Source organism: Neolewinella aurantiaca, from assembly GCF_008014675.1.
Taxonomy (GTDB): domain Bacteria; phylum Bacteroidota; class Bacteroidia; order Chitinophagales; family Saprospiraceae; genus Neolewinella; species Neolewinella aurantiaca.
Window position 1 is genome coordinate 76,077 of the sequence record NZ_VOXD01000004.1, and the last position, 19,066, is coordinate 95,142.

Below are 19,066 nucleotides of genomic sequence, written 5' to 3' on the forward strand. Positions count from 1 at the left end.
ACTATGAAAATTTATAGCATAAAACGGCTGCTTCCGGCGGTCGCCTTCCTCAGTCTCTTTTCCTGTGATGTCTTCGACGCCACCAGCGAAGTCGCCATCAACCCGGATCAGGCCTTCATAAGCGAAGCTGCCTCACGTTCTGCCGTAGCGGGTATCTATGATGCCATGCAAAGCGAAAGCTACTACGGCGCTTATTTTCAATACACCTCCGACAATTACGTAGATGTAGGAGATTTTCAGGGCTTTTTTCAGGGTTTCCAGGCGCCGGACCAGGGAGCAATTCCTACCCGTAACGACAATATCCTGCAACTGTGGGCGCAAGCGTACCGCACCATTAATGCGGCCAACGAGGTGATCGATAAACTCCCCGCGGTAGAAGTAACCGGCTTCGAAGAAGAGGAAAAAACCGAATTACTGGCACAGGCCCGTGGGCTACGGGGGCTTGCTTACCTGGACCTCCTCACTCATTACGCCGAACACTTCGACCTCTCTTCCGATTTTGGTCTGGCCATCGTCAGTGAATCTAATAACGGCAACCTGACGCAGCTGCAAAACCCGGAGCGCTCTTCTGTTTCTGAATCTTACGATTTTGTGATCGCCGACCTCCAGTTTGCTGTGGATAACCTCCCTGACTCAGGTGATAATTCCGAACTTACGAAAGCAGGAGCTCAGGGGCTGCTCGCCCGAGCACTTTTACATAAGGGAGATTACACAGAGGCCATTTCTCTGGCTACAGCAGTGATCGATAACCCCAGTTTCATGCTCGTCGATGATGTGGCAAGTATTTACACTGTCGACGGTAGCCCTGAGTCGATTTTCGAACTGCCGTACACAACTCTTGATCCCTCGAGCCTGGCCACCTACACAATTAGTCGCGATGAGGTAAGGCCCGAACCAAGCCTGATTGAAAGTTTTACCGAGGGCGACGAACGCAGGGCGTTGATTGCTTTCATCGATGGATTTAACGGCGAGCGCTTTGTGAAAGCGGAAGATTTTGCTAACCAGGCTAACCCGGCCTACATCATCCGCATGGCAGAGATCTACCTTATCCGCGCCGAGGCGGCTTTTCTCGATGATGATGCGGGTAACGACGATCAGGCCCTGGCTGACCTCAACGCCGTGCGTGAGCGCGCAGGACTACCTCCCCACGATAATGCGGAAGACTTCGTCGATAAACTTCTGGACGAGTACCTGTGGGAGTTTTTCGCCGAAGGCCAGCGCTTCCGTAGCCTGGTTCGATTGGGCAAACTAAACGAAGTAGTCGGCTTAGCTGATTTTCGCCGCGTCTATCCTCTGCCGCAGCAAGAGTTGGATGTTATGGGGAATAATCTGGTGCAAAACCCGGGATATTGACCTGAATATGCCAAAAAAATGTGCCCTCCTCCGAATGCTCGTTCGAGGGAGGGTTCTTTTTTGCGCGGCCGCAGGTGCCGGGTGACGTTGGGGAAGTTTGTCTGTGGGGTGTACGCTTAATTCAACGCGGCAGGCAAGATGAGACTGGAGGTAACGATAGCCTTTGGATTGTCTTTCGCTTGAGGCCGTTTTTTTTCCGGGGCCGGGGTCAGGGCTGACGCATAGGATTCGATTTTAAGCTTTTAGCTCGAGATCATAGTCACCGCCTAAGAACTTGCAACCCAAAACGCGTAGCGTTTTCACTAGCCCATCCCCCGTGGGGATGGGTTGGGGCGGGGGGTAACACGGCTTAACTAGCCTATGCGTTAGCCCTGGGGGCGGGAGTGCTCATGCAGGACGGGGCGGAAGGAGAGGCGGGAGTGGTCAGGCAGGACGGCAGTTGAGGTGAGGCGGGAGTCGACAGGCCAACTTTTATCCGGCTTCGCCAGGCTAAAAGAATTGGACTGGCGACCCGCCGGTTATTCAAACATTGCACCCGCGCCCGCGCCGGAAAAAGGACGGTCGTATTCCCTGGGAAGCGGGCATTTTACCGCAAATCGGCGGACTACTCCGGGAAATTGTCCCGAATCCGGTCCAGGATCCGCGTCAAATCAGCATAGTCAGCTTCCGAGAGCCCGCTCCAGGCCTGTACGCGCAACGCTTCTACCTTCGGTAGAAGTTGTTCGTGAATGGTTTCTCCCTTCTTGGTGAGGGCTACCTGGTAGCGCCGACGATCGTTGGGAAAGCGCGTTCGCGCAGCCATCCCTTTTTTTGCCAGCTTATCTATGATTCTGGAAACGGTTGGCGCGTCCTTGAAAGTGCCGTTGGCAAGGTCAGTCTGAGAAGAAGAGCCTTCTTTGTGGAGGTGATCGAGAACTACCCACTGCTCAGGCGTCAGGTCTACACCGGCATCCTTAAATGCCCGCTGGAAATGTGCTTTCAGGAGGCGGGTGGTACGGTCTAACAGGGTACCGACGTTGTCGTAGGATAGCTGGCTCAAAATGGGGTATTTAACGGCTAAGGTAATAGTCGTAGAGCAATTGCTCCGGCAGCCAGTGGCTGCCGGTGTAAGGCACGACCTGAACGGAGGGTAATGGGCCGTACACTGCCTCCAGCCGTTCGTGGTGCAACAAGGGGTCCCGGTCTCCGGCAAAAACGGTGGCTTTCATCTCCCTTTTCTTCAGGGCCACTTCCAGTTTTGCCGGGCTGGGGGGGAACAGCAATACGCTCCGCAGGCTCCCTGCCATCCGTCGGCGAAAGGTGCCATCCTTCAGGTTATGGTTAAGGTATTCTGCAGAGTAACGATTGATTACACCACGCCGCCGCAGGAAATTGCTAAGCTTCAGCAGGTACCGCGGCCGTTCGGTAAACTTAGCCAACGGCCGGATGAGCGATTTCGGTAAGGTATCGATCCAGTTCGTATAGCGCCCGCCCGCGCCATCGGGCGCTACCAGCGCCAGATCACGGATATCAGGATGGTCCAGAAAAGGTAAAGTGTTGCTGAGGATACGGCCACCCAGGCTGTGGCCCAGCAGGTAAACCGGGCGATCCCGGTAATCGGCCAGAAGAATGTTGAACAGCCCGGCAAGCTCGGCGGGAGAATAGCGCTGCTCCACCCATTCCGATTTGCCGTGGTAAGGCAGGTCAGGAGCAAAGGTGGTGAACTCGCGGCCGAGCGCGAGGGCCAGCCGTTCCATACGCCGTCCGTTGCGCCCGAAGCCGTGCACCGAAAGCATTATTTTAGGTCCGTTGCCGTACTGGCGAACGTACAGCCGGTCGGCTGAAATCGGAGCGTCGAGCGGTTCACGGCCAAATTTGCTGAGGAAAAAAGCTGTTGGTTCTATTGGTCTTTGGTTTTACTTTGAACCATAGAAACGCACCGGAGTAAAATACAGTTGGCTTATTTTAATCTAAAAGCGAACTATGAGCGTTTACGACCAACAGAACAACAAACCAACTAATGTCCGCAACCGCAGAGTTACCTTACTTTATCAAACCTTCACGGCCTCTCAGCCCCGATCAGAAACGGGTCGTTTATGCCGAGGCCCGCAGTGCGATTCTTGGCACCCTTGGCGACGAAGCTGATGAACAGGTGAAAATGGTAACCATCAACTGTTTGCTCAAGACCTATATCCCATATTTTTACTGGGTAGGCTTCTATCTCGTACGTGGCGAAAACCAACTGGTCGTGGGGCCGTACCAGGGCACGCTGGGATGTTTGTACATCCAGTTTGGCCGGGGTGTTTGCGGAACAGTTGCGGAAACTGGAGAGACTAAAATTGTGGACGATACCCATGCTCTCATTCAGGGGAAGGAGCACATCGCCTGTGACCCTAACAGCCGTTCAGAGATCGTATTGCCGGTGCGCAGAAAGGATGGTTCATTGTTGGGCGTATTCGATGTGGACTCCACGCTGCCCGGCTCTTTCGACGAAGTTGATGCGTCCGCTTTGGAGGAGCTTCTGACGGAGGTTTTCAGTAATTGATCGGGTAGGGGAAAAGCTGGCGGGTTTTTAAGAAAAAATTAAGGATTCGGGAGGTGACGGGAGTGCAGAAGTGCACTCTTTATGATGCTGAAGCCGCTACTGTTTCGATGATCGAGTCTTACGGGGCGGGCCTTCCGGCTTAACCACAGTAATTTTTTTTCCGAACAACAGACGGGTCTTACGAAAGCACCAGCATAATCTGATCTGGTTGAAAAAGGCCCAACCCCAACTCTTAACCATACAATGAAAAAAATCTTTGTCATCGCCTTTGTCCTGATTGTAGGCCTGACTTCATGCGTAAGCAAAAAGAAATACCAGGAAATCCAGACATCCTCAGCGGAGCAACTGTCTCAGCGGGACCAAACCATTTCCCTGAATAATCAGGAGCTCAACCGCTACGCAGAGCGCCTCGCTACCTGCGAACGCAGGGAAGCCACTATCGCGAGCCAGTTCGAAGCGGCCAATACCCGCATCAAATCAATGGACGATCAGATTGCCGACCTCAAGCAGCAACGCGATCGCCAAATGACCCAGGTAGGTGACCTGACTGTTCTCAGCCAGGGAGCCAACGCCAACATCGGAAATACCCTGAAGCAACTGGAAGGCAAAGACCAATACATCCGCCTGCTGCAAAACGCCAAATCGAAGGCCGATTCCATCAATCTCGCCCTGGCGGTCAACCTCAAGCAAGTGCTCCGGGAGGGCATAAACGATCAGGATGTGGAGATCAAAGTCGATAAAACAGTGGTGTACATCAACCTGTCCGACAAGATGCTCTACAAATCGGGCAGCTACCAGATTACCGATCGCGCCGGCGAGGTTCTGTCCAAAATTGCGGCTATCGCCAAAAGCCGCCCGAACCTGGACCTGATGGTGGAAGGCTACACCGACAACGTCGCCATCAACACCCCACTGGTGAAAGACAACTGGGACCTATCCGTCCTCCGCGCAACAGCGGTGGTGAAAGCCCTGCAGAACCAGTACGGCATCGATCCTAACCGCCTTGTCGCCGCCGGCCGCGGTCAGTACAACACCCTGGCCGACAACGCTACCGCCGAAGGCCGCAGTACCAACCGCCGGACCCGCATAATCCTGCTGCCCAAACTGAACCAGTTTTACGACTTGCTCGACCCGGCCAAAATGCCCGCTACCAAGTAAGCAATTACCTGGTCAAACGAGACGCCTCTCACCGCTCAGCGGTGGGAGGCGTTTTCGTTTTTGCTACCCGTTATTAACAAGCAAACAGCCTAACTCGCTAACTTACGGCCCATGAGCGTACACAAGAAAGTAGAAGCAAAGCGCGTCACCGTCATGACGCTAAGGGCAATGAAAGAAGCAGGTGAGAAAATTGCCATGCTTACTGCCTACGATTATTCGATGGCCCGCATCCTCGATGCGGGCGGAGCTGATGTGCTCCTGGTCGGAGACTCGGCTAGTAATGTTATGGCTGGTCACGAGACAACTCTGCCCATCACGTTAGACCAAATGATCTATCATGCCTCCAGCGTGGTGCGCGCCGTTGAGCGCGCTTTGGTGGTGGTCGACTTACCCTTCGGTACCTACCAGGGCGACAGCAAGATGGCGCTGAAGTCGGCCATCCGGATCATGAAGGAGAGCGGTGGCCATGCCGTTAAGCTGGAAGGCGGCGAGGAGGTGAAGGAAAGCGTCAGTCGCATCCTTTCCGCAGGAATTCCCGTGATGGGGCACCTCGGGCTCACGCCGCAGTCGATTTATAAGTTTGGTACTTACACCGTACGAGCCAAACAGGAGGCTGAAGCCCGCCGGCTCGTCAAAGACGCCAAGTTGCTGGAAGAACTAGGATGTTTTGGGTTGGTCCTCGAGAAAATACCGGCCGACCTGGCAAAAAAAGTCAGCGAAGCCATCGACATCCCTACTATCGGCATCGGGGGCGGAGCAGACTGCGACGGGCAAGTACTCGTTACCCATGATCTGCTGGGCATCACAAAAGATTTTCACCCGCGTTTTCTGCGGCGCTACGCCGAATTGTTCGACGTTATCAAGGGCGCTACGGAACAGTACGTAGACGACGTTAAGTCCGGGGATTTTCCAAGCGATAAAGAGCAATATTAGCATCGGCGGTTTTGCCGGAGCCGCACGGTTTGGGGGGTGATCGCGTTCCATTTGGGCGCGGCCGCGGGTGCAGCGTAAGTTTTTGGAGAAAGTTCTGAGTAACGAAGCCGAAGTCATATCAGCCAAGCGCTGAGAGGAGATCCTGCCAGGGCTGACGCATAGGATTCGATTTTAAGCTTTTAGCTCGAGATCATATTCATCGCCTAAGAGCTTGCAACCCAAAACGCGTAGCGTTTTCACGAGCCCATCCCCCGTGGGGAGGGGTTGGGGTGGGGGTTTAACACGGCTTAACTGGCCTATGCGTCAGCCCTGGGAGATCCTGCTGGCTGGGAGCAGCCTTGTTCCTTTAACCTTACCCTGCACCTGCGGCCCCGCCCTGTTAATCTGTACCTTCGCGCGCCGAAATTACCATCAACCGGATGCTGAAAAAAATAATCTTCTTTCTTCTCCTGACCGGCCTGGCCTTGGGGGCATTTGCCTACTATACGGTAATGGTTGCTCCCCTGGTTCCCGAAGGGGAACCCGTCGTTATCACAATACCCTCCGGGGCGAACTACGAGCAGGTAATGGATAGCCTGGCGAAGAAGGGAATCCTGCCCAACCGGTCCATCTTCGACCCTCTGGCCGAACGAATGGCCTGGAAAAAGGATCCGATGCGTTCCGGTCGTTACCGCCTTACGCCGGGAGACAGCTACACCGGTCTTATCCGCAAGCTTCGCAGCGGTAGCCGGGAAACGGTAAACGTGGTTCTTACCGTAGAGCGCGAACCCGAAAACGTAGCCGCCAAAGCCGCCCGGTTTCTCGAGGCAGACAGCCTCGCTTTCGTCCGTCTCTTTCAGGATGAGGAGTACCTCAAGAGTATCGGTTATACCAAAGAAACCCTGCAGACTCTTTTTATCCCCAATACCTACGATATGTACTGGAACACAAGCCCTCAGGAGTTTGTGGAACGCATGATCAAAGAGCACGACCGTTACTGGAACGAAGAGCGGCGCGCCAAGGCCAAAAAACAAGGTCTCACGCCCGCCGAAGCATACACGCTGGCGAGTATAGTACACAGCGAAAGCCTGGCGCGCAAAGAGCAGCCGCGCATTGCCGGCCTTTACCTTAATCGGCTGAAACAGGGGGTTAAGCTGCAGTCTGACCCTACCGCTGTATTTGCTACCCGCGCCTTCGGAATTTCCCGGGTACTTTACGAACACATCGAGGTCGACCATCCTTACAATACGTACTTCAACTACGGCCTGCCGCCCGGGCCCATCGCCATGCCGGAGATCAGCGCAATTGAAGCTGTGCTGAACCCCGAAGATCACGACTACATCTACATGTGTGCCGTGGGCGATAATTCGGGCTTGCACAACTTTGCGAAATCAGCCGCAGGTCACGCCCGCAACCGGGCTGTTTACGTTGCCAACCTCAAAGCCCGCGGTTTGCGGTGACGCCGGCCGTACGGTCAGGCTGATTCCCGGATCGAAACTTGTACCTTAAGGCTTGTTTACTACTGAAATACAAGATTTATGAAAATGCCCGAGAATACAACCATCCGCTTTCTTGCCGAGGACGCAAAGGAGCTGAAAAATACCATTAAGCCCGGCAGCTACCTGCGGACAGTTAAGCCCGATGGCTTCGTCGTGCGATTGCCTCAAAACGCAACACCGGCAAAATTGCGGGAGCTGGCGCACCAGCTGAGCCACAAAGAGTCGGAGCAGTTCAAAACAGAAGTAGAGTTCGTTGATGCCCCACGGGAGCATGATCTGACCGCCGCTTTTGTCGGGGGGCTGCTGTTGGGCACATACTCCCCCGGGCGCTGGAAGAGCGAGAAGAGCAGTCATCCTTTGGCCGATAAAAAAATGGTCATCAGCACCGGAGTCGGATCCAAAAAAGGAAAACAAGCGATTTTTCGCGAAAAAGAACTGGCAGAAACCCAGCTCAGCATCATGGCGCTCGTTGATGCACCCGCAAACATGAAGCGTCCGCAACACCTGGCAGAATGGGCTAAAGCTTCAGGTAAGGCACACGGCTATAAAGTGAAAGTGCTCGATAAAAAGGCATGCATTAAAGAAGGTCTGGGGGCACTTCTGGCCGTCAACCGGGGCAGCGAAGACGAGGCCCGCTTTATCATAACGGAGTACAAGGGAAAAGACGCACCGAAAAAGGGTGGCCCCGTAGCCATCATCGGTAAAGGCATCACGTTCGATACCGGAGGTGTATCCATAAAGCCGAGTGCTAACCTTCACCTGATGAAGTCGGACATGGGCGGAGCGGCAGCCACCTTCGGGGCAATGGAAGCCGCTGCACGGCTGGAGTTGCCCGTCCACCTGATCGGGATCGTGCCTAGCACCGACAATTCGGTCGATGCACTGAGCTACAAGCCATCGGATGTGATCACTGGCCATTCCGGTAAAACGATCGAAATCATCGATACCGACGCCGAAGGACGGCTGGTGATGTCTGACGGACTCAGCTACGCCAACAAACACTTCAGGCCGGAAGTTCTGATTGATGTAGCCACGCTTACCGGCAGCGCCGTTCGTACGTTCGGCTACGAATGCGGGGCGGTGATGAGCAAAAACGAAGAACTGATCAGTTCCTTCCGCGCTGCGGGTGAAGCCTGCGGAGAGCGGGTATGGCCACTACCGGTCTGGGATGAATACATGAGCGGCCTCAACTCCGATGTTGCCGACATCAAGAATTATTCGGGCCGGCCGATCAACGGAGCCATCGACGCTTTTAAATTCCTCGAATTCTTTACCGGTGAACACCCCGCTTACATCCATTTCGACATCGCGGGAGTAGCCCTGAAACAGGGGCCGTACGCCAAAGACCGTCAGGCGACTGGCTTCGGGATGCGGCTGTTCATTGAATGGCTGGAGAACAGATAGGCTGCGCTCGATTGCGTCAGTATATTCCACCACTGTGTACTACCACAACGGTGCTTCCCTGGGGGTAAATGCCCTTGCGTATCCGGTCCATTACGCCGTAAAAGAGCTTTGCGTTATAGACGGGCTCCAGTGGCGGTAGGCCTGGTTCGCCAATGTCGGCAATAGTGGCGAGACCGCAGGTGCCGGGCGGGGATGAAGGACCATGTTCAACGATCCACTCCTTCGGGAAGCGGGCGTAGCCGCCGAAGTGGTAATCGGGGATGCACGACCAATTTTTTCCGGCGATGTCTGGTAAGAAGCCAATGATTTCGCTGGCCATCCAGTTCCCCTTCAGGGCGGGGTAGACCTCGACGTGAGTGGCCGGGTGGGCGGCGGCGATTACGCCGGCTGCTGAGCAGCCGGTGCCGGCACTCAAACAAAGGTGGCTGGGGGCTGCGCCCAGCGCCGCAACGACTTCGTCGTACAACTGGCCTACGCTTTCTGCTGCACCTGCTCCGCTGCCGCCCTCGGGGACGGGCCAGACCCAGCGTTTGTCGGTTGCGAAGCGTTCGGCAATTTCGGCCCGCCTGGCCATCAGCCAGGTATGGTCTTTTTTCATCCGGTACTCCACCCGGCTGATCAGGATGAGTTCGGCACCGTCGGCCCGGGCCCGATCGAGGACAGGATTGTCGGCTTCCTCCCCGCGTACATAAATAACGACCCGTAAGCCATAGATGCGTCCGGCCGTGGCAAGTGCCGAGAGATGGTTGGAGAATGCTCCGCCGAAAGAGAAGAGAACGGGCCTGACCGGCGCGCCACGCGCCGCCCCGAGGATTGGTTCCAGCTTCCTCACCTTATTGCCCTGCAGCGCGGTGCCGGGAGCCGGAGAGTAAAGGTCGTCGCGCTTGCACCAGAGTTCAATACCCGCCGCGTCTGCAGCGGGATGAAGAATTCGTTGGAGAGGACTGGTCATAGGATCAGAAGGTCACAGCCCTGACCCTGGGTCAGCCCGGACTACCTCAGTTTTGAATTCTGGTTAAAGCGGAGAGATGTCAAATCCCGCATCTTCGACCATTTTGATGATCGCATCAGCGGAGGCAGTGCCTTCAACGCTGAGTACCTTGCGTTCATCTTCAACGTCGACACGCCATATCGTTACGCCTTCTACGTCGTCGAGGAAAGGAGTGACGGAACGGACACAGCTACCACAGTTGATGTTGGTGGTGAAATTCTTGATGGAAGTCATGAAGTGTGATTGGTTTCGAGAGTTAAACACGCGAAGCGCGAAAAAGTCGAAAAGTCATAGTGTTGCTATACCTAAGCCGGAGTGGTTAGGGACAATTAGCGAGTGAAAAAGTCCCCAATCACTCCGGCTTAGGTATAGTTACTGTTCCCCAACATTCGGGTCGTGAAGTTTGCCCGCAGCTCTTGTTGATTTAACCATTTTTTAATAGTTGGCACCGTGCAGATCGTTCCGTGCTGAAGGGAGCCCGGGCCGGGCAGAAGGCCCCGGTGAGCTGGCCGTGTCAGTTGGTCCGCCATCTTCGAAAACCGTGCATTGTACCCGCGTCCGCGCTCACAAAAATCATAATTTGGTGAACGAAGCTACCCGTTTGCTCCTTTACTAATTTTGGCCGTTAATCATTACCACGTCATGGATATACGCTTTGTAAAACAGGAGGACATCGATAAGCAACTGTACAACAGTTGTGTGCATTTTGCCACCAACGGCAGCGTTTACGGCTACGATTGGTTCCTGAACGCGACGGCGAAAGAATGGGACGTACTGGTTGAAGTGGAAAACGACAGTTGGGTAAGCGTAATGCCGTTGCCTTACGATAAAAACTGGCTGGGGCGCTTACAACTCCGTCAGCCCGATCTAGTGCCAGAATTGGCCGTTTATTCGGTGAAAGCGCTCAGTCCCAAGCGGATTCAGTCTTTTTGGGACGCCATTCCCGATAAGTTCCGGGGCGGAGGGCTCACCGTAGAGCCCGCATCGGTGCCCGCCGATCAGGGAAGGTTTGAGGTGGAAGCCGCCGCGGGGTCTGCTCTTCTGCTGAATCAACCCTATGAAGAAATAATCGGTGATTTTTCGCCTGCCTACCACGAAGGACTCATCCGGGCCGAGGCCGCAGAACTGCGTCCGCAGCCGAGTTTTAAACCCGAAAAGCTAGCTGCTTTCTGGAAGGAGGTAAACGGGAGTACCGCAACCAACGAGTGGGCGTTTCACGCTATGCAACGCCTTATGTATCAGGTCTTGCATCGCAGTTGGGGAGGCAGCCACGTAATGGCCGGTAAAGACGGAGAACCGTTGGCAATGACTTTTCTGGTGTACAGCCACGGGCGGATTTTCCCGATGTTTACCGCCCAAAGCAAAAAAGGTAAAACCGTAGGAGCGCTTACTTCCCTGTGGGACAATCTGTTGAGGACACACGCCGGAAAAGGACTGAAGTTGAAAAAAGAAGAAGTCGTGTTTTAATACGCAACCGACAAAGCTTCCCCGGTAAGCCGTTATCTTTGAAACTTCTGTTCACCTTACATTTGCCCGTTCAGAGATAAAGATTATTTGCTCCGGTTTCCGGCGCGTATTTCCAGGCCTCAGTGAGCCCCCCCCCCGACTTTTAATTCCCCAAAGAAAGCTTATGTCTAATAACGGTGAGGAAGCCCTCTACGATATCTACCGCAAACACCCGCGGGTTTGTACGGACAGCCGTAAAGTTTCACCCGGTGATCTGTTCGTTGGTTTGGCGGGGACGCAGGTGCAGGGGAATAAGTATGCGGCAGCAGCCCTCGAAGCCGGCGCTGCGTTTGCTATTGTCGACGATCCTTCGGTCGTAAAAAAAGGAGACGAACGCTACCTGCTGGTGCCAGATAGTCTGGTTGCGCTGCAGAACCTCGCTACCGAACATCGGCGGCGGCACCAGATGCCGGTGCTGGCCATTACGGGAAGTAACGGCAAGACAACAACCAAAGAACTTATCAATGCAGTAATGTCTCGCCGCTACGCGGTCCATGCTACACCGGGCAACTTCAACAATCATCTCGGGTTGCCGCTTACGGTACTTTCCACACCGGAGGATACTGAAATGACGATTTTGGAGATGGGCGCTAACCACCAGGGCGAGATTGCCGAACTCTGCCGCATCGGCCGCCCTACCCATGGACTGATCACCAACATCGGAGACGCCCACCTGGAAGGCTTTGGTGGCCGCGAAGGCGTAATTGCCGGAAAAGGAGAGTTGTTTACGTGGCTGGCCTCCAACCGGGGTGTCGCCTTCGTGAACGCAGACGAGCCTTACCTCATGGATATGGCGGCGGGCTTAGACCGCATCATAAGATATTTCGAGAGTGAAACGCCTTCGAAGGAAGTGCCGGGAATGGAAACTAAAGTTTACAGCATCAGCCCCCGGATAGAGGTCGGCTTTCTGGATGAACACGGACAAATACTACGCTGCACCGTAGCGCTGAGCGGAAAACACAACCTGCAGAACGTGAAATCGGCAATTGCCGTTGGTAAGTACTTCAAAATCCCCTGTGCTGAGATCCAGGCCAGCCTGGAGGCTTTCAGGCCATCCAACTACAGAAGTCAGGAATTGGAGCACCGTGGCGTGTCTTTTTACTGGGACGCGTACAACGCCAACCCCAGCAGCGTGGAAGCGGCCCTGATGGCCTTTAACCGGGCGTACGAACCCACAAATGCTGTTGTAGTACTGGGTGAGATGCTCGAACTGGGCGCCTCTGCCCCTGCGGCGCACCGGCGCGCCGCCCTGAGGGCGGGGCAGGCAGCAGGAACGGTCCTGCTTACCGGAGCGGCGATGAAAGAAGCTGCCGAAGAATTCGAGCTGCGGTGGTTTGAGGACAGTGCCGCCCTGAACGAGTGGTTCTGGAAGCAGGACTGGAGCGGGAAAACTGTTTTTGTGAAGGGAAGCCGGGGAAATAAGCTGGAACTGTTGTTGGAGTAAGCGCTGGCTTTTGAAAAAAGCCTTACTTTCGCAGGCCCTCATAGATTGAGGGAGTCAACCCTTCCTAAAGCCTCCCGTATTGCTACGTTCTGAATTTGAAGCCTCGCTGACTGCTGACCATCCACCGGAAGGCGTCAGTGTCGAAATTGCTGCCCTCTGGTGGTTGTGTAACCACAACTGGCAAAAAGGACATGACCTCATTGACCGCGCTCCCGGACAGGATGCAGCCTGGGTTCATGCGCTGATGCACCGGATGGAAGGCGATCAGGCAAATGCCCGTTACTGGTATTCCCGTGCCGGCAGGGAGGTTGGAACAAGTACTATCGGGCAGGAAGTCGAAGACTTATTGGATTATTTTATGGACTGAGACAAAGCTTTATCCGGGAAAGGAACGCGGGCAAACCTGAGGCTGATTCAAGGGAGCCGGGCCGGTTGAGTACCAGGCCCGCAACCGGTTTCAAAGTTTCCAGATACCAACATGTATACGTGTAAGCGTTAGTTGGGCAGGCCGGTTGCTGTTAATTGGCAAAGTTGTTATTCTGTGGGCTTTTGATCACTAAGCGGCTTGATTAATTATTACATTGCACCTTTGTAGTTAAGGGCTACATTATAACTGTTACATGAAAAATTGGTATTTTTTTCGGGAAGCCATGAAAAGCTTCCGCACAACCGGGTCAATAACTTCCTCCTCAAAGGCATTGGTTAACAAGCTGGTAGAACCGCTGCCCGCTCACCGCCCGCTGGTGATTGTAGAGCTTGGACCGGGAGATGGCTGCGTAACGCGGGCCATTCTGGACAAGGTGCATCCGGAGAGTAAGGTGACTGCTTTTGAAATAAATCCCGTCTTCGTGGAAAAGCTGGCAAGCATCAAAGATGAGCGCCTCCGGGTTTTGCCCACCGGTGCAGAACGACTCACGGACTACGTGGAGCCGGCAACGGTAGATTATGTCGTTTCCAGCTTACCCCTTTCCATGATTCCCAAAGGGGTCAAAGAAACAATTTTAAAGCAGTCTCAACTGGTCTTGCGGCCCGACGGAAGATACCTGCAGTTTCAGTATGCCCTGCAGGACTACGGCTTACTCAAAGACTATTTTAACCGGGTATCGGTGAGCTTCACGATGGCAAACCTGCCGCCGGCTTTCATCTATTCCTGTTCGTTAAGCATAGTTTGAGGTGCCCAAAGTCCCCGTAATCGAGCCCTTTAGACCATACCTGCGTCACAAATAGCCATCTCGTAGAACCAATTGCCACGCCAGGACTTTTACTTTAAGTTGTAACTTAAAGAAAATTGTATGCTACGCGTATTGCTGGTAGAAGACGAGGAGAATATCCGAGAGACCGTAAAGCTTAACCTCGAGATCGAAGGGTATGAGGTTGTTACGGCTGATGATGGGCGTAAAGCGCTTAAATACAGTCAGGAACAGCACTTCGATGTAATGATTGTTGATGTGATGCTGCCCGAAATAGATGGCTTTCAAATCGTCGAACAAGTCCGGCTTACCGACCGGGAAACCCCGATCATATTTTTGACGGCTAAAGACCAGGCTGCTGACCGTATTCAGGGCCTGAAGAAAGGAGCCGATGACTACCTCACCAAACCCTTTGTCTTCGAAGAACTTCACCTCCGCGTTCGCAGGCTAATTGAGCGCACCAGCAAGAGCCCCGACGTAAAGCCGGACCTGTTTACCTTTGGGAACAACAAAGTTAACTTCGCCACCTACGAGGCTGAAGGTAATCAGGGAACTTTCACCCTCACAAAAAAGGAAGCAATGCTGCTCAAACTGCTGACCGACCGCGAAGGTGAAGTAGTAAGCCGTCAGCAAATCCTTCAATCAGTATGGGGATACGATGTATACCCCAGTACGCGAACCATCGATAACTTCATTCTTTCTTTCCGTAAGTACTTTGAAGAAGAACCTAAGACTCCGGTGCACTTTCTCAGCGTGCGGGGCGTTGGGTATAAGTTCGTAGAATAGAATACCTACCTTCGCGATTCTAGAAAGCCCCAATGAACAATATCACTTTTGAATACCCCGCCTGGTTTCTCATCATCTGCGCCCTTGCTGGCCTTGGCGTAGCACTTTTGCTGTATTTCAGAGAGCGAACCTTTAGTGAGCAGCCCAAAAGCTTGGTTTGGGGCATGGGGTTTCTGCGGTGGCTCGGTTACAGCCTGCTGGCAGCCTTGCTTCTGTCTCCGTTACTGCGTTATCTCCAGACCGACCGTCAGGAACCGGTCGTTGTCCTGGCTCAGGACGTAAGCGAGTCGGTTGCGATGGAAATGGACACCACCGCCTATGCTGCCCAATGGGCAGCCCTGCGGGAGGATCTCTCGGCTAAGTACCAGGTCGTCGATTACACCTTCGGGGCCTCGGTTAAGCCGGGCGGAAACCTGACGTTCACCGACAAACGGACCAACCTGGATGCAGTCCTTACCGAGATAAGTGACGTTTACGGTGCTCAAAACCTCGGGGCAGTCGTTTTGGCTACCGATGGTATTTACAACGAAGGCACCAACCCCGCCTACCGCAACTTTCAGATTAAGGCGCCGGTTTACACCGTTGGCCTCGGCGATACCACCCAAAGGAGAGACCTGCTCATCCGGCGTGTGTTCCACAACAAGATCGCCTACCTGGACGATCGTTTCTCGATCCAGATCGATGTCAGCGCTCGTAATGCTGCTGCAACTAGTACTACTCTTACCGTAAGCAGGGTAGGGGACAGCGGCAGCAAGGCCCTCCATACCGAGAGTATCAACATCGACCGCAACGATTTCTTCACCACGCGGGAAGTTGTTCTCGACGCAGATAAGCCCGGTGTGCAGCGCTACCGCATCAGCCTCAGCGGCATTGGTGACGAAGTGAGCACAGCCAATAACCGCCGGGATATCTTTGTTGATGTACTGGATGCCCGTCAGAAAATATTGCTGCTCGCCGCAGCTCCTCATCCTGATCTTACGGCAATGCGTCAGGCACTCGCTGCGGGGAAAAACAATGAGGTCGAGGTGGCTTATATTAAAAAATTTACGGGAAACCCCGCCGACTACGACCTGGTAGTGCTCCATCAGTTGCCAGCTACCCGGAACCCGGCAAATACGGTGTTAGATCGGCTGAAAGCTGGCAAAACCCCCACACTTTATATTCTCGGAGAAACCTCACCGTCCCGTCAGGTGATGGCCGCTCAGGATTTGTTGAAGTACACCGGCAGAGCAGGAACAAAAGGCAACGACGTGAGTACCCGGCTCGTGCCAGGTTTCAACCTTTTCACCCTGAGCGATGATTTGAAGCAGGCCCTGCCTAAATTTCCTCCTCTTACTGCTCCCTTCGGAGAGTTTACTGCCGGGCCGGGCGCTACAACGGTGCTTAAGCAGCGTATCGGCCGGGTGGATACGGAGTTTCCATTGATTGTGGTAGGCGAAAGCCGTGGTGTCCGGACAGGCGTAATTGCGGGAAGTGGATTGTGGCAATGGCGACTGTTCGATTACCTCGAGTACAACAGCCACGAGCACTTCGATGAACTGTTGAGCCAACTGACCCAATACCTTACGGTGCAGGAAGACAAGCGGCGTTTCCGGGTCAGCCTCCCCGAGAACCTCTTCGATGAAAACGAACCGGTTCAGCTCGACGCGGAACTGTACAACAGCAACTACGAACTGGTAAACGATGCCGAGGCAACCGTTACCATCACCGGCCCTGAGGGCCGGGAATACCCTTTCGCTTTTACCCGCACCAGCAATGCCTACAGCCTCAACGCCGGTTCGTTGCCGGTCGGTAATTACCGTTTCCGGGCCACTGCTGATACGGGAAGTGAGAAACTGAATTTCGATGGGCGCTTTAGTGTTCAGGCGGTTGAGGTAGAGCGTTACGCCCTCGAGGCGGATCATGGTCTGCTCCGCAGGCTGAGCGACCGTTTTGGCGGAGAGCTGCTCTTTCCTGCAGATTTGCCCGGTTTACCCGACCGGTTAGAGACCGGAGGAACCGTAAAACCAGTTCTGTTTGAAACCGTGAATACCAAATCGGTCGTACACCTCAAGTGGATCTTCTTCCTCCTTTTGGCGCTGTTTGGTGCAGAATGGTTTATGCGCAGGTATTTTGGGGGTTACTAGAGCTTTCGGGGTGACAGCCTTTTGAGTTAAGAGTTGCGGTACGGATGTTTCAAGCCACGACTTTACTTTTTACCGGTATCTGTTAGAAGGTAAGGAATTTCCCCACCATGTTATCTATCTTTGCGGCCAATTGACTGCACTGCAGTAACGAAGTAAATCCTCTGTCTTCTATCCTATGGCCATTCGAATTTCGAGCCTGAACCATTCATTACGACCTCTCAAAAACGCTCCGGCCGACGATATGCACGTTACCGAACGGCGCTGGTTTGCGGTTCGGACAGCGGCGAAGCACGAAAAACTGGCAGTAAAGGAAATTCGTGCACTTGGGATCGAGTGCTACATTCCCCTGCGGGAGAAAACGTACAACTACAGTTCGAAAAAGGTAATCAGAGAATTGCCTTTGATGAGCGGCTACGTTTTTGTCAAAATTCGTCGTGAGGAAGAGAATGTCGTACGTTTTGCGAACTATGTATCCCGGTTCGTAACTATTGGCGATGTCCGTAAAAGGGTCACGGAGGAAGAAATGGACCTGCTGCGCAGAATCAGTACCGACCGCAAACTTGACTGGGATACTGTTGAAGAAGCTTTCGATTTCATGGAGGGTACTCCTGTGGAAATAATCAAAGGTCCTCTGGCGGGTGTGCGTGGTGTCTACATCAATAAAAAGAATAAAAAGACTTTCGTAATTGCCTTGGGCAGTCTGAATACCTGCTTGTCTACCTGTGAGATAGACCCCCGCTATTTGGTGGTTCTTAACGGAGCAAAACCAGTAAGCGATAAGGATTCGACACTTGGGCAAGAAGGGAAATCACCACTTTGGTAAAGAGTTGGATGCAAGGCCGGAAAAGCTTGCCGTTACCCTCGGCTTGGGCTAAGCGTCTCCGACGCATGGACGCCGAAGGCGTGTCCTGTCGAATGCTGTTTTTGTTTATTTAACGGCTAGTCCTGACAATCGTCCCTAAACTAAACTAACTCATTAGATGATTCTTGTAACCGGCTCAGCGGGTTTTATTGGTCACGCCCTCGTTAATGTGCTCGCCGCAGCGGGAGAAGAGGTCGTAGGCATTGATAACCTCAACGACTACTACGATCCCAGGCTGAAATGGGCGAGGTTAGCCGAGGCAGGCATCGACCAGGCTGCCGTTGAAGCCGACGGAGAAGCAATCAGTAAGCGCTTTCCAAACTACCGCTTTCGCCGCCTGGCGCTGGAGGATAAGGCAGGGATGGAGAAGCTGTTCAATGATTTTAGCTTTACGAGGGTATGCAACCTCGCCGCTCAGGCCGGGGTACGCTACAGCCTCACCAACCCGCAAGCCTACGTAGAGAGTAACGTTACCGGCTTTGTCAACATTTTAGAAAATTGCAAGGCAAATAAGATCGACCACTTGGTCTACGCCAGCAGTAGCAGTGTGTACGGCCTCAACGATAAAGTGCCTTTTGCCGAAACAGACCCGGTAGAACAGCCCGCCAGCCTCTACGCAGCCACCAAGCGCAGCAACGAATTGATGGCGCATACCTATAGCCATCTTTATAATTTGCCAACGACAGGTTTGCGCTTTTTTACCGTTTACGGACCCTGGGGACGGCCAGATATGGCGTATAGCCTGTTCAGCGACGCAATCCTTTCCGGCCGGCCGATTAAAGTGTTCAATCACGGTAAAATGTCACGCGATTTTACCTACGTCGATGACATCGTGGAGGGCGTCCGTAGAGTATTGCTGAATCCGAGACCTGCGCAAACGGGTGTCCCGAACCGCATCTATAACATCGGTAACGGCAAACCGGTAAGTTTGCTCGGTTTCATCGAAACGATGGAAAAGCACCTGGAGATAGTTGCCGAGAAAGAATATTTAGGAATGCAGCCGGGCGACGTTGAGAAAACTTTTGCCGATACTACAGCGCTGGAGCAAGACTATAATTACCGGGCCGCAACTGACCTGGACAAAGGAATAGGCGCGTTTGTGGATTGGTACCGCAGCTACTACAAAGTATAAGAGCTTGTTCGGGTTTAACACTTCGGCTTGCTTGCGCCAAATTCAATGCTGCACTTCTTCGCTCAAAACCTCCATAGTTATGGCTATGCAAGTTTCTCGTTCAACGTTCAGCATCAAATTTGTCAGCAATCAGCCAGAAGGTAGAACCTGAACAAGCTCTAAGTTTTTTGCAAAGAATT

General features: G+C 53.6%; 18 protein-coding genes. 14 read left to right on the forward strand and 4 right to left on the reverse strand.

Annotated features, from left to right (window positions below; all coding sequences use genetic code 11):
* Positions 1-3: 3 nt before the first annotated feature.
* Complete coding sequence (locus tag FUA23_RS03745) at positions 4-1,353, forward strand: RagB/SusD family nutrient uptake outer membrane protein (RefSeq protein ID WP_147929381.1); 1,350 nt, start codon at positions 4-6, stop codon at positions 1,351-1,353.
* 604 nt (positions 1,354-1,957) lie between these two features.
* Here FUA23_RS03745 and FUA23_RS03750 read toward each other — a convergent pair.
* Together FUA23_RS03750 and FUA23_RS03755 are read right to left on the reverse strand one after the other, a co-directional pair.
* Positions 1,958-2,392, reverse strand: coding sequence for a MarR family winged helix-turn-helix transcriptional regulator (locus FUA23_RS03750; protein ID WP_187270875.1), 435 nt, complete (start codon positions 2,390-2,392; stop codon positions 1,958-1,960).
* Positions 2,393-2,402: 10 nt separating this feature from the next.
* Positions 2,403-3,128 (reverse strand): alpha/beta fold hydrolase, encoded by a 726-nt coding sequence (locus tag FUA23_RS03755; RefSeq protein WP_147929383.1) that lies wholly within the window; start codon positions 3,126-3,128, stop codon positions 2,403-2,405.
* A 224-nt stretch (positions 3,129-3,352) separates the two neighbouring features.
* Here FUA23_RS03755 and FUA23_RS03760 point away from each other — a divergent pair, with 224 nt between their 5' ends.
* The 5 genes from FUA23_RS03760 (at position 3,353) to FUA23_RS03780 (ending at position 8,850) form a co-directional block, all read left to right on the forward strand.
* A complete protein-coding gene (locus FUA23_RS03760; RefSeq protein ID WP_147929384.1) occupies positions 3,353-3,877 on the forward strand; it encodes a GAF domain-containing protein in 525 nt (174 codons plus the stop codon).
* Between the two features lie 243 nt (positions 3,878-4,120).
* Positions 4,121-5,035, forward strand: coding sequence for an OmpA/MotB family protein (locus FUA23_RS03765; RefSeq protein ID WP_147929385.1), 915 nt, complete (start codon positions 4,121-4,123; stop codon positions 5,033-5,035).
* A 111-nt stretch (positions 5,036-5,146) separates the two neighbouring features.
* Positions 5,147-5,968 carry a 3-methyl-2-oxobutanoate hydroxymethyltransferase gene (gene panB, locus FUA23_RS03770; protein WP_147929386.1) on the forward strand — a complete coding sequence of 274 codons (822 nt, stop codon included), beginning with the start codon at positions 5,147-5,149 and terminating at the stop codon, positions 5,966-5,968.
* 419 nt (positions 5,969-6,387) lie between these two features.
* Positions 6,388-7,407, forward strand: a complete 1,020-nt coding sequence (mltG, locus tag FUA23_RS03775) for an endolytic transglycosylase MltG (protein WP_147929387.1) — start codon at positions 6,388-6,390, stop codon at positions 7,405-7,407.
* An 84-nt stretch (positions 7,408-7,491) separates the two neighbouring features.
* Positions 7,492-8,850, forward strand: coding sequence for a leucyl aminopeptidase family protein (locus FUA23_RS03780; protein ID WP_187270876.1), 1,359 nt, complete (start codon positions 7,492-7,494; stop codon positions 8,848-8,850).
* A gap of 16 nt (positions 8,851-8,866) precedes the next feature.
* Here the strand turns inward: FUA23_RS03780 and FUA23_RS03785 are convergent, their stop codons facing one another.
* Both FUA23_RS03785 and FUA23_RS03790 read right to left on the reverse strand, forming a co-directional pair.
* Complete coding sequence (locus FUA23_RS03785) at positions 8,867-9,802, reverse strand: 1-aminocyclopropane-1-carboxylate deaminase/D-cysteine desulfhydrase (protein WP_147929389.1); 936 nt, start codon at positions 9,800-9,802, stop codon at positions 8,867-8,869.
* 63 nt (positions 9,803-9,865) lie between these two features.
* On the reverse strand, positions 9,866-10,075 hold the full coding sequence (locus FUA23_RS03790; protein WP_147929390.1) for a heavy-metal-associated domain-containing protein: 210 nt from the start codon (positions 10,073-10,075) through the stop codon (positions 9,866-9,868).
* A gap of 408 nt (positions 10,076-10,483) precedes the next feature.
* Between FUA23_RS03790 and FUA23_RS03795 the strand changes: the two genes are divergently transcribed.
* From FUA23_RS03795 to FUA23_RS03830, 8 genes are all read left to right on the forward strand, one after another.
* Positions 10,484-11,308 (forward strand): hypothetical protein, encoded by an 825-nt coding sequence (locus FUA23_RS03795; RefSeq protein ID WP_147929391.1) that lies wholly within the window; start codon positions 10,484-10,486, stop codon positions 11,306-11,308.
* Positions 11,309-11,471: 163 nt separating this feature from the next.
* Positions 11,472-12,791 carry a UDP-N-acetylmuramoyl-tripeptide--D-alanyl-D-alanine ligase gene (locus tag FUA23_RS03800; protein ID WP_147929392.1) on the forward strand — a complete coding sequence of 440 codons (1,320 nt, stop codon included), beginning with the start codon at positions 11,472-11,474 and terminating at the stop codon, positions 12,789-12,791.
* Positions 12,792-12,870: 79 nt separating this feature from the next.
* Entirely contained in the window at positions 12,871-13,158 is a 288-nt protein-coding gene (locus FUA23_RS03805; RefSeq protein WP_147929393.1) for a hypothetical protein, read from the forward strand.
* A gap of 253 nt (positions 13,159-13,411) precedes the next feature.
* Entirely contained in the window at positions 13,412-13,963 is a 552-nt protein-coding gene (locus tag FUA23_RS03810; RefSeq protein ID WP_147929394.1) for a class I SAM-dependent methyltransferase, read from the forward strand.
* A gap of 120 nt (positions 13,964-14,083) precedes the next feature.
* Entirely contained in the window at positions 14,084-14,767 is a 684-nt protein-coding gene (locus FUA23_RS03815; RefSeq protein ID WP_147929395.1) for a response regulator transcription factor, read from the forward strand.
* A 32-nt stretch (positions 14,768-14,799) separates the two neighbouring features.
* A complete protein-coding gene (locus FUA23_RS03820; protein ID WP_147929396.1) occupies positions 14,800-16,893 on the forward strand; it encodes a hypothetical protein in 2,094 nt (697 codons plus the stop codon).
* A gap of 175 nt (positions 16,894-17,068) precedes the next feature.
* Positions 17,069-17,716: a UpxY family transcription antiterminator gene (locus FUA23_RS03825; RefSeq protein ID WP_147929397.1), complete on the forward strand. Its 648-nt coding sequence runs from the start codon at positions 17,069-17,071 to the stop codon at positions 17,714-17,716.
* 157 nt (positions 17,717-17,873) lie between these two features.
* Complete coding sequence (locus FUA23_RS03830) at positions 17,874-18,887, forward strand: NAD-dependent epimerase/dehydratase family protein (RefSeq protein ID WP_147929398.1); 1,014 nt, start codon at positions 17,874-17,876, stop codon at positions 18,885-18,887.
* Positions 18,888-19,066 lie beyond the last annotated feature (179 nt).